Source organism: Congregibacter brevis (assembly GCF_045689245.1).
Taxonomy (GTDB): domain Bacteria; phylum Pseudomonadota; class Gammaproteobacteria; order Pseudomonadales; family Halieaceae; genus Congregibacter; species Congregibacter brevis.
In genome coordinates this window covers 2934345-2946337 of record NZ_CP136865.1, presented here as the reverse complement: position 1 = coordinate 2946337, position 11993 = coordinate 2934345, and the positions used below count along the sequence as shown (strand labels likewise).

Annotated in this window: 6 protein-coding genes; 2 read left to right on the top strand and 4 right to left on the bottom strand. The window is 55.1% G+C overall.

What is annotated here, in order from left to right; genetic code table 11:
• Window positions 1–53: 53 nt before the first annotated feature.
• Together R0137_RS13075 and R0137_RS13070 are read right to left on the bottom strand one after the other, a co-directional pair.
• Entirely contained in the window at window positions 54–3104 is a 3051-nt protein-coding gene (locus tag R0137_RS13075; protein WP_407326849.1) for an efflux RND transporter permease subunit, read from the bottom strand.
• Window positions 3105–3106: 2 nt separating this feature from the next.
• Window positions 3107–4174, bottom strand: a complete 1068-nt coding sequence (locus tag R0137_RS13070) for an efflux RND transporter periplasmic adaptor subunit (RefSeq protein WP_407326848.1) — start codon at window positions 4172–4174, stop codon at window positions 3107–3109.
• A gap of 252 nt (window positions 4175–4426) precedes the next feature.
• On the opposite strand from R0137_RS13070, the gene R0137_RS13065 reads away from it, so the two are divergent.
• Window positions 4427–6094, top strand: coding sequence for a DUF3336 domain-containing protein (locus tag R0137_RS13065; protein WP_407326847.1), 1668 nt, complete (start codon window positions 4427–4429; stop codon window positions 6092–6094).
• A gap of 34 nt (window positions 6095–6128) precedes the next feature.
• On the opposite strand, the gene R0137_RS13060 is transcribed toward R0137_RS13065, so the two are convergent.
• On the bottom strand, window positions 6129–7151 hold the full coding sequence (locus R0137_RS13060) for a phosphotransferase (protein ID WP_407326846.1): 1023 nt from the start codon (window positions 7149–7151) through the stop codon (window positions 6129–6131).
• 209 nt (window positions 7152–7360) lie between these two features.
• On the opposite strand from R0137_RS13060, the gene R0137_RS13055 reads away from it, so the two are divergent.
• Entirely contained in the window at window positions 7361–9061 is a 1701-nt protein-coding gene (locus tag R0137_RS13055) for a class I adenylate-forming enzyme family protein (protein ID WP_407326845.1), read from the top strand.
• Window positions 9062–9063: 2 nt separating this feature from the next.
• Here R0137_RS13055 and R0137_RS13050 read toward each other — a convergent pair whose 3' ends face one another.
• Window positions 9064–11931 carry a DUF748 domain-containing protein gene (locus R0137_RS13050; protein WP_407326844.1) on the bottom strand — a complete coding sequence of 956 codons (2868 nt, stop codon included), beginning with the start codon at window positions 11929–11931 and terminating at the stop codon, window positions 9064–9066.
• Window positions 11932–11993 lie beyond the last annotated feature (62 nt).

The window sequence follows — 11993 nt, the reverse complement described above, 5'->3', positions numbered from 1 at the left end:
AGCTCCACGTCTCATGCTCGGGCTCGGGCTCGGGCTCAGGGCCGGCTAGCGCCTTAGCTGTTTTGTGGGACCGCTTCGCCTGCCGTGTTTTCCGTCTTAGCCTCGTTTCTAAACGGGAGATAGAACACCGGTAGCACAAACAGCGTGAAGAGAGTTCCAATAAGCATGCCCGCGGTAATGGTCAGGCCGATACCAAAGCGGGCATTGGCGCCGGGTCCAGCCGCGAGCACCAAAGGTAAAACGCCAAGCACCGTTGCGAATGTCGTCATTAGGATCGGACGCAGACGCAGAGTCGCGGCCTCCAGCACGGCGCTACGCCGATCAGCTCCCTCGAGCACAAGGTGATTGGCAAATTCCACAATGAGAATGCCGTGTTTCGCGATGAGTCCAATGAGTGTCAGTAGTCCGATCTGTGTGTAGATGTTCAGCGTCATCAGCCCCATCGCCATGGGCAACATTGCGCCAAAAATTGATAGCGGGACGGCCACCAACACAACGAGAGGATCGCGAAAGCTATTGAACTGTGCCGCAAGTACTAAAAATATAAGTAGTAGAGACATGCCGAACAGAATAGGGAACGTTGCACTCTCCTGAACATAGCGCCGCGACGCCCCGGTGTAGCCGACGCGGAATCCTCGAGGGGCTATTTCCGCCAACTGAAGCTCAAGGAAGCTCAGTCCATCACCCAGGGTGTTTGGCGGCATCATCATGCCCTGTATTGTCGTACTGTTAAGCTGTTGATACTGGGATAGCGTATTGGGTTCAACTCGGGTTTGAAGGCTAATAACACTGGATAGCGGCACCAGGTCTCCGCCTGTTGTGCGTAGATAGTATTTCTCGAGCTCTGATTGGGTGAGACGGAAGTCTCTCCCTGCCTGAGGAATCACTTTATAGCTGCGGCCCTCGCGGGTGAATCGATTGACCTCGGCTTCTCCTAGCATCACCGCTAAGGTATTGGCGATGTCCTGCATCGAGATGCCCAGCCGCGAGGCTAATTCCCGATCAATGTCGACGCTGATTTCCGGCCGATTAAAATCGAGACTCTGGCTGACGAAAATAAACATGCCAGATTGTCGAGCGGCGTTGAGGAGTTCCTCGCCCACCCGTTCCACCTCATCGTAGGGCGCGGTGGATGCGACAACGAAGCTAAGCGGAAGCCCGGAATCTGAACCCGGTAGGGGAGGGTTACCAAAGCTAAAGAGCTCCATGCCCGCGATGTTTCCCAGCTTGCTTTGGAGTTCCTGTTGCACTTCTTGCTGGGTGCGGGTTCGCTCCTTCCAGCTGGTCATGTTCAGTCCGCCGAAGTTACTGTCCGGCTCTGCGACCTGCCAAGACCCCTGAATCTCTGGAATCTCCTTCCAAATATCCACGACCTGGTCCAGAAAGACGTTTACGTAATCGAGGTTTGCATAGCTTGGGGCAGATCCTACGACGTAGAGAGAGCTTGTATCTTCCTCGGGTGCCAGTTCCCTTTGGCTAACGAGAAACAGGGCGGGCAGACTGAGCAGTATGCCGGCCGTGAACATCAGTACCGCGCCACGATTGTTCAGACAGTGCGTGAGCATGCCCTGGTAACCACGATTCATGCGGTGGAAGAAGTTATCCAGCATGTCCGCAAAGCGTCCCTGTTCTTCGTGCCCCTGCAAAAAGCGAGAAGCCATCATGGGACTGAGTGTTAGCGCAACCACGCCGGAAACGAGGACGGCGCCTGCAAGCGTGAGGGCAAACTCGCTAAATAGCGCGCCGGTGAGCCCGCCGATGAAGGCGATGGGGGCATAGACAGCGGCAAGCGTCAGGGTCATGGCAATCACGGGTAGAGCGACTTCTCTGGCCCCGTCGATGGCGGCCTGCATAGGCGTTGCACCATCTTCGATATGCCGATGGACGTTTTCCACCACGACGATAGCGTCATCAACGACGAGGCCGATGGCGATTACCATGGCAAGCAGTGTTAGAAGGTTCAGCGAAAACCCCATGCTCAGCATGATGAACACCACGCCAATAAGTGAAAGTGGTATCGCAACGAGTGGAATCAGTACCACACGGAAAGAACCCAAAAACAGAAAGATCACCAGAATAACAATAATTCCCGCTTCGAGCAGAGTGTTACTGACTTCCTGGAGTGCGTCATCAATGGCGACTGAACTGTCCCAGTCCATGATCAGTTCCATGTCAGCGGGAAGGTTGGCTTCAATGGCGGGGAGAATGTCGTGGACGGCAGCGGAGACTGAAAGTGGGTTGGCATCTGGAGCCGTGGTGATGGACATAAATACCGTGTCTCGACCACTGGTGAACTGACGCGACTGATTGTTCTCCGCGGCTAGCTCGACTTCTGCGACATCACCCAGTCTCACCTGCCGGTCTTCATCCTGACGAACGACCAGCGATTGGAACTCTTTCGCCGTGCGCATCCCGGTCACAGCGTCCACGGTGACTCGTATCCACTCGCCCTCAGTGGCGCCTGCGGTGCTGATTACGTTGTCCCTTCGGATCGCCGCGTTGACATCGTTGGATGTGACGTTCAGTGCTGCCATGCGTACAGGGTCCAGCCAAATACGCATGGCGAGATAGCGGCCAAATATGCCGGCTTTACCGACGCCTTCTATGGTGGCCAATTCAGGTTGAACGCTGCGCAGAAGATAGTCAGTCACTTGAAAAGGCGTCATTTGCTCGCTGACAAAGGCGAGATACATCATCGCGTCACCACTTCCTGTGGTTGAGATGACGGGATCCTGAACATCATCCGGAAGCTCATCGCGCGCTTCGTTTACTTTAGCAATAACTTCCGTGAGCACGTTGGAGGTGTTCTCCCCAAGCCGCACGTGCACCTGTATCGATGAAACTCCGGGATTACTGGATGATGTGATGTACTCGACACCCCTCGCGCCAGCGATGTTTACCTGCAGCGGGGTAGTGACAAATCCCTGGATGGTCCTTGAGTTTGCGCCGGGGTAAACGGTAGTGACCGAGATGATGCTCCGCTCCAACTCCGGGAACTCTCGCAGAGTGATCTTCCCCAGGGAGGCGAGCCCGGCGATGAGGATAAAAGCGCTGAGCACCACAGAGAGTACTGGGCGTTGGATAAAAACATCTGTGAAGCGCATGCTCAGATACCTGCGTCTGGATCAATTTGGACCCGAGCGCCACGATAAAGCTTGTTTTGCCCGGCGATCACGATGCGCTCCCCATCCTCTACGCCACTGACGATAACGACTTCGCCGTTGTTGGCAGCGACGGTCTTCACGACACGCGGACTGACGAACAGGCCGTCGTCATCTTCCTCGATCACGTAGACAAGATTACCTTGAAGCGAATAGCTCACCGCAGTCTCGGGTACAAATACGCGGAGAGTTTCGCGATTGAGGTCGATCACAAGGCTGGCAAACATTCCCGGTAGCAAGCCTTGTCCTTCATCGAGGCTAGCGCGAATCTGCAGATTTCGCGTGTTTTCATCAATTTGGGAATCGACCGCTCTTAGCGTGGCAGTAAAGCTTTGATCCGGGAAAGCGGCTGTTCGTAGGGCGATACTCAGACCGGGCTGCATGAGCGGGGCGTAGCGGTCGGGAACCGAAAAGTCCACCTCCAGGCTGGAAACGTCCTGAAGAGTGACCAAGGCGGTACCGGCCTCGACATAGTCGCCCAGACGAACCTGAAAAATACCCAGACGGCCTGAGAAGGGTGCGCTGATACGCTTGTTCTTAAGCACTGCATCGATTTCAGCAAGCTCTGCCTGTGCCGATTGGAGGTCTGCTCTTGACTGATCCAGTTGGCTTTGGGGGATTGAGTTTTCCTTTATCAGGCGCGCGTCGCGTTGATAGAGCTGATCTGCCAAGAGCAGTCTGGCTTCCAGACGTTGACGCGTGGCGACCTCATACTCTTCATCGATGCTCATTAGGGGTTGGCCCGGTTCAACACTATCCCCGGACTGAACGAGCATGGCGGTAATGTCGCCGGTGGTCTCAGCGGTGAGCAAAATCCCCCGGGCAGCTCTGACAGTGCCCACTGCATCGATGGTTTCGCGCCAAGGTCTTGATTCAGCGGTGCCTGCTGCAATGGTGACCGGCGGAGCAGAGTAGTCCCCAGAGGCCATGGCAGAAAAACGCTGTAAAACGTAGGTGGCAGTGCCTCCCAAGATAAGCAGTAAAAGTAGAGCGGCGACGAGGTAAGCGCGCACAGGAGTATCCCTTTTTTATTAGTTCAAAGATGACCTAAATCACCTAAGGAGATTCAATAGTTGTCCCAAAGTGTAGGGTCTGGAGCGACGAAATGCATCCAGAATTCTCGCCTGTGAGGGTCGACGTGCGTGTCAGTTTGTTACTTTAGGTAATGTTTTTGGGGATCCAAGGTGCGCTATGCTACGCCTATACATGTTCGCGCAGTGGGAGAACGGATGTCGTCGCGGAAGTTGAAAAAGATTGAAAAGACCATGGACGCAGCCCTCAGTTATGAGGACTGGTCTGAGGCAGCTCAGCAGCATGACGAAGTTAGCGGTGCCAAGCGATGGAGAAACGTCGACCAAAGCCGTCAGTATGATTACGCGCAGATTCGCTTGCGTTTGGATCGCCTTCGCAGTTTACGCGTGCGCAATGATTATCAGGGCCTTCTTTTTACTCTCAATGAGGGCATCCACGGCAACATGGGTGGCATGGGACGCAGCTCCCTCTATCGAAGGGCAAAGCACGGGACCAAGCAGCTCATCGAGCAATACATCGACGAAATTGACGATGCCTTGCGCTACTTGGCCGATTTGGATGTCGAAGAGATCGATATCCAGCAGAAAATGGACTTCTTTTACCGGGCAAACATCTGCTTCGGCCGCTCCGCCTTAATGCTTAGCGGTGGCGGGGTTCTTGGTTTTTATCATCTGGGGGTAGTTAAGACGCTCCTTGAGCAAAATTTGTTACCGCGGGTTATCTCTGGCGCCAGTGCTGGATCCCTGGTCGCGGGTGTCGTGGGCACGCATACAGACAAAGAGCTCACGCGGTTCTATGATCCGGCCAATGTGCACTTTGAGGCTGAGCGCGAAGCCAGCGCATTTTCCCGGATGTTTTTTGGCAGCAATCCACAGATCGATGTCGGTGATCTCGAGCAGATCGTTGCGCGTTTGATCCCGGATCTGACTTTTCAGGAAGCCTACGAAAAGACCGGACGCCAGATTAGTATCACGGTAGCGCCGGCAGAGCCGCATCAGCGCTCCAGACTTTTGAATGCAATCACTTCACCCAATGTATTTGTGCGCTCTGCCGTTATGGCGTCCTGCGCCGTGCCCGGGGTTTTTCCTCCGGTCACCCTGATGGCGAGAAACGTTCATGGGGAAGCACAGCCCTATCTGCCCACTCGTCGCTGGGTTGATGGGAGCATCGCCGATGACCTCCCCGCGAAGCGCTTGTCGCGCTTGTACAGTACTAATCACTACATAGTGAGTATGGTGAACCCTATAGCAACGCCGTTTCTTAACGGCGGCAAGGAGCGAAGCCAATTGACTCGTGCCTTGGGGTCTCTCGGCGTGGGTATGGGGCGAGAGATGCTGAACTTTTACCGGGGAGTAGCTCAGCGCCAGGGCGATAACTGGCCTCGATTCAATTTGCTGCTCAATGGCGTGCACGCGCTTATGGATCAGGAATACAGCGGTGACATCAACATTGTGCCCAGCTTCCGCTGGTATAACCCGGGCAAGATCCTGGCGCATCTATCTGAAAAAGAACTGATGGAGCTTATGGAGGCCGGCGAGCGCTCGGCGTTCCCTTCGGTCGAGTCTATTCGGACCTGCACCAAGATATCGCGGACGATGGAAGATATCTTACATCGCTTCGAATATGGAGACCTGCGACCGCAGGGCGATGAGTATCAGCGTCCCAGAGCTTCTCGGCGCCGACCAGCCCCGACCCGCTCCGATCGTGAAGCGATGCGTGAAACCGGCTCCCAGCGTCTGGACCGAGCGGTATCTGCACCGGTCGAGAAGTCCGCCACCAAGCCGGCTCGTAAAAAAGCGGTGAAGCGAGCGCCCAAAAAAGCGCCAAAGAGCCAGAGTAGCGCCTCACGTCCATCGGGACCTAAGGGCAAGGACACGGAGCGGGTTAGCGACGCTGCTTGATCAGCCCTTGTTCAGCTGATTAAGGTTCAGCTGATTAAGCAGTAATGTAGCGAACACCCATTTCGGCCAAAGGTTCCACCAGCGCGCCTTTGGCATCTGCCTCTGCGCTGGATGCGGTGCCGATAAGAGATCGCTTCTTCACGCCTTGGAGGATCGCCGCCAGGCGGAAGAAACAAAACACCAGATAGAAGTTCCAATGCGCGATGTCTGTACGTCCCGTGCGTTCACAATAGGCAGCGATGTACTCCTCATCGCTAGGAATCCCCAGTGCGCCACGATCACAGCCGGTAAGTCCTCGTAAGCCGTCTCCTGCCGGCATTTGCCATGCCATTACCTGATAAGAGAGATCGGCCATGGGATGGCCCAGGGTTGATAGCTCCCAGTCAAGGACCCCGATCACCCGAGGCTCCGTAGGATGGAACATTAGGTTGTCCAGTCGGTAGTCACCGTGTACGAGGCTTACGAGACCGTCGTCTTCGGGCATGTTCGCAGGCAACCATTCGATGAGACGCTCCATGGCTGGGCTGTGCTCGGTTTCTGATGCTCGGTATTGTTTGGTCCAGCGACCGAGTTGGCGTTCAAAGTAATTACCCGGTCTGCCATAGTCGTCAAGGCCGACATCTGCGGGCCTAACACTGTGCAGCGCCGCGAGCACGCGGTTCATATCTTCGTAGATGGCCCTACGTTCTTCAGCAGAGTCCACCTCCGGAAGCTCTGGGTCCCAAAAGACCCGGCCTTCGAGGTACTCCATGATGTAAAACATCGAGCCAATAATGCTTTCGTCTTCACAAAGCAGATACGTCTTGGCTACCGGGACATCGGTATCCCCCAGTGCGCTCATTACCCGATATTCACGGTCCACCGCGTGGGCCGACGCTAAAAGCTCTCCTGGTGGCTTTCTGCGAAGAACCCACTTCTGTGAATCATCACTTAACAGAAACGTGGGATTTGACTGCCCGCCGGCAAATTTTTCAGCCTTTAACTGTCCGGAAAAGCCCGGCAACTTGTCGTGCAGGTACTTTTGGAGTGCTTCTATATCAAGGGTTTGTGTGCTCATGCTTCACTCTGACCGCTATGCGAGCGAGCGAGTTTGCAGCAGCTCGTCTCTCCTTGCAATTCGATGTTTTTGGACAGAAGGTTAGAGCCCTTCGCTGGCGGCTACGAAAAGTTGTCACTGCGGTTAACTGCGGCTATTCTCCTGAGCCGCGATCGGACTAAAGTCGTCAAGTCCGCTACTGGTCAAATTAAAATAAACAGGATGAGCAAATGTACGCAGAGCTAAAGAAAGCCTGGAGCGAATTCACTTCTCCCGGACAAATGTTTGAAGTTCACCGCACCGATGTCCACGGTGTAGGAATTCTTAGCTATGTGCACGCACCGAATTCGCTGCGTGACCTTTGGCTGTCTTCCGCGGGACACGGCGATAACGATTACCTCATTTATCAGGATGAGCGCATCAGCTACAGCGAGGCTCATCGCCGCGTAGCCTCGGTTGCTCATGCCCTCTCGGAGATGGGTGTGGAACCGGGTGACCGTGTGGCGATAGCCATGCGCAACTACCCCGAGTGGATGCTGGCCTATTGGGCTATCACGAGCATGGGCGCGGTTGCGGTAGGTATGAACGCTTGGTGGGTGCCTCATGAAATGGAGTATGCCCTTCAAGACTCAGCTCCTAAGGTACTGATAGCCGACGAGGAGCGGCTGCAGCGCTTCGACGAGATTCGCGAAAAATTTGCCGAGATGCAGGTAGTAGCTGTCCGAGCCAAGAGTGATGTGTCTGCTTGGGCTCAAACATGGGATTCTCTTGCCTCAGGCGAGGGAGCTATGCCCGATGTAGACATTGATACCGACTCGGATGCCTGTATTTTCTATACCTCGGGAACCACCGGGCGTCCCAAAGGAGCCCAGCTGACTCATCGTAGCTGTGTAAACAACGTGATGAACGTGGCCTTCATCAACTCTGTGCAGCCTCGGGCTCTCGCCTACGCCGCGGGTGAAGAGCCGGCGGCTCCGGGTAGCGATGCGCCGATTCGAGCGCTTGTCGCCACGCCCTTGTTCCACGTCACTGCTAACAACTGTGTAGCGCACGTCGCCACCCTGGTGGGCGGGTGTCTGGTACATATGTACAAGTGGGATGCGGGTGAGGCCCTGCGTTTGATAGAGAAAGAGAAAATCTCAGCTTTTAGCGCCGTACCGATGATGACGCGAGAGCTGATGATCCATCCTGATTTCGCGGAGCGCGATGTTTCGTCCCTCAAGACCATTGGCGGTGGCGGAGCTGCAATGCAGCCTGATCTCGTTGGAAAAGTGCCGACAGCTATGCCCGGGACCCGACCTAACACGGGCTATGGATTGACAGAGACATCAGGAATCATCGCAGCAGTGGCTCTGGAGTTCTTTCTTGATCGGCCCACGAGCGTGGGTCCGGCGATGCCGACATTTGAGGCCAAGTGTATTGATGGCGATGGCGCTGATTTACCCGCAAATGAAATTGGCGAGCTCGTGGTGCGAGGCGCGCCAGTTGTTAAGGGCTATTTGAATCGACCCGAAGCTACTGCGGAAAGCATCGTTGACGGCTGGTTCCGTACCGGTGATATCGCTTACATCGACGAAGACGGCTTTATCTATCTTGTCGATCGCGCCAAAGATATGGTCCTGCGCGGCGGCGAAAACGTTTACTGTGCCGAAGTGGAGAATGCCTTGTTCAGCCACGACAGTGTTGCCGAGTGCGTGGTGTTTTCAGTGCCTGATGACCGCCTTGGTGAAGAGGTGGGGGCGGCAATTTATGTGAAGCCCGGCGAGACCCTCGAGGCCGCAGCCTTGCGTGAGCACTGCAAAGCCATCGTCGCGCCCTTCAAGGTGCCGCGTTACATCTGGCTCCTAGACGAGCCTCTGCCGAGGAATGCAAACGGCAAGTTCGTAAAGCGCGCGCTCCAAGACTCCCTGTCTTTGAGCGATGCTGTCTAACCTTAACTGTCTACGATCATCTGCACGCCGCTTGCGGCGAGTTCGGCGTCAAAGCTTATCGCAATGCGTGCAGGATCAACCCCGCCGATTGTTACCAGTTCTCGTTTGGCAATTGCTGCTCTTTCCGTAGCGAGATCTTGCAAGGCGACCTTAGGTAATGTGCGTTGATCGATAAGGGTTTGCCACATCGTAGCGGGCTCTACCGGTATGTCCTCAGAGTCGTCATCTTCGGACCTGTTGGTTAACGATAAGGCCTCGTAGCGCGAGGTCAACTCATTGATAAACGCCTCGCTCTGCCCGTCGATCATGGCAGCGTTAATCCCCTGGGCACCCAGTTCTTCTCGCAAAAGCTTTTCTTTTAGCGCTGCGCTATCCGCGATGGGGTCTGTGCCACCAGCTATGCGCAGATTTAGCTGAGGGCGCTCCAGTAACGCTGTACCCAAGGCCTCCAGAGAGCGTTGAGCCTCTGTTTCTAGGGCGCTGCTGCCCGGGGTGAAGGCGATGTTTTCAAGGTCGTCATCGCTACCGACAAGGCCCGCTAGCAGGCTGAAGGGAGCGGTTACGGCTTTTACAATGATGTTGGTGATCGCTCTGCCAATGATGGGTCCGAGAGAAAAATCTGGCGAGTCCACATTCCCACTAATAGGAACGGAGAGGTCGATAATGCCTTTGCTGTCCGTGAGTAATGCAATGCCGAGTTTTAGCGGAGCATCGATGGCAAGCTCACTTTCCACGGGCTCCCCAAGCTCCATCTGCGATATGACGATACGGTTGTCGCCATCCAGCGTCTGCCCGTCGAGGGCGTAGCGGAGATCCAGGCTCAGCGTGCCGCTATCCAGCGTGTATCCCGCATAGGTCCCAGAGTAGGGCGACATGGTTGCGATATCCATACCTCTGAAGGTGAAGCGTAGTTCAGCGTCCCGACGGTCTGCGAAGGGCTTGCCGCTGCCAAGTATCACCACCGGGGCGTAGCCATCTACACTGCCCTTGAACTCCATATTGAGTGGCTTCTCTGACGCCGTATCGATGTCCTTTATATCCGCCTCGACGCTATCAATGAGCGTCTTGAAGGGCAGCGGGAGAGATGCGTCTGCAAAGTCGAGGCGCCCTTCACGCAGACTAAGCTTGCTCAACTGAACACGCCATGCAGCGTCCTCTGCATCAGAGTCGACTTCTACCTCTTCGTTTAAACCTTCATCATCTTGCGGTCCGCCGCGTACTATTCCATTCACGTTGATGACGCCATCTTCACGGATGTGCAGAGAGCCAGAGGGGCGTTGAAGGGTAAAGCTATCTATCACTAGGGATTGTCCTGGTACGTCAGCCGCGATGCCATCCAAGCTCAGCATGTCAAAGGTAAAGGCTTCTTCCCCGGTTTCGTCCAGGACAGTGCTGTAATCTTTGATCTGTAATGCAGCTTCAATCTTGTCAGGCGCAAAAGCATTTAGACTAACCGTGGACTGCAACGAAAAATCTCCGCGTCCGATGTGTGCCCGGGCCTGTTCATTTACCAAGGGGTTTAGCCAGGGAAGGGGCCAGTGAGCGACTTCGGCTTTTGCGCTACCGCTGCCACTCTCAATGTTGAGTAAGCCGGCTACTTTGATCATTGTGTTGTCATTAATCGCCAGCGACAGCTGGTAGGGAGACTCCATCGTTGCGGGCCAGGCCACCTCCTGCACCGCAACGGAAAGCGGTGATAGTCGCATCACCTCTGGAGCAAGATAGCTCGTGCGCCAAGCGACTTCACTGTTTTGTAAATCGAATGTGGAGAGGCTTATGGTCCACGGAGCGCCGTCAGCGGTTTCGTTGCTGTCCGCTGTTTCGGCAGCAGTCTTGGGGCTACTCACGTCTGCTTGCTCCGGCTTGATACCAAACATCGCCAACAGACTCGGATCGCCTCCTTCATCGTAACCACTGATTTTTAAGCCATCGATGGTCACTGCGTTAACATCCACCAACTGCTTTGCGAGGTCCATCGCAATACCGGTAACCGCAACTTCTTCAAGCATTACCGAAGTGTTCGGAATGCTGTCTGCGTCCGCAGGGCGCAGGTCGGTTCTTTTTAGGCGTATCTCGCTGTCGCTCAGGGTCGCCTTGAGGTCACCATCCCAATCGACACTGTAATTGAACGCTGCGCTTAAGCGGGCGCTGTTGACTACGAAAGGTAGCGTATCAGCCTCGTAACGCCACGCAGGAGTGAGGTCAATACCCTCCAAAATCACGCGTCCGCGACTGTTGCCTGCGGCCACAGCCATTTCGCCGTTCCATCGTATTTCTCCGCCGCCGTCGCCGGTAAGTACCAGATCTCCATCGCTTTGGCGCTCCGGCACTGTCGTCAGGTTCTGGGTCCGTACTCTGAAGTCCCGTTGTACCGTGGTGTACGGTCCAGGTTTCGTTTCATCAGTGAACCTGATCGTATGGGCTTCGATGAGCAAATCGTGGATGGTGATCCCAGGTGCTTCAGTCGGCTCTTCGGACTCCGTTTCCTCGGAGCCGTCGATTAGATCAGCAAAGTGAAACTCACCGGCCGCGTGACGGAGCACGTGTATGTCCAGTTGTTCAACACTGAATTTGTCGAGGACGATGCCTGGCTCCCAGAGACTCTCGAGCGACAAGTTCACCTCCAGGGACTCAAAGCCGAGTGGGGTGTGTCCGCTGGGCTCGACGATGCTAACTCCTCGAGCCTCCAGGGTCAGGGAGAAAGGGTTGAACAGCAGTATCTCGCTCTGGAGTTCTCGATTGAGAGCGTCATGAGTAAGCCGTGGAACCATGATGTTCAGTGCCGGTAACGCCACGAAGAGGCTGAGGAAGAGATAGAACAGGTAGCCGCGAAGACACCAGCGAAACAAAATGCGAAGGACAGATGGCATAGCTTGATCAGAACCTCTTAATTTGAACTCTTACAGGAGTACACGTGACGGACGTCTGCACT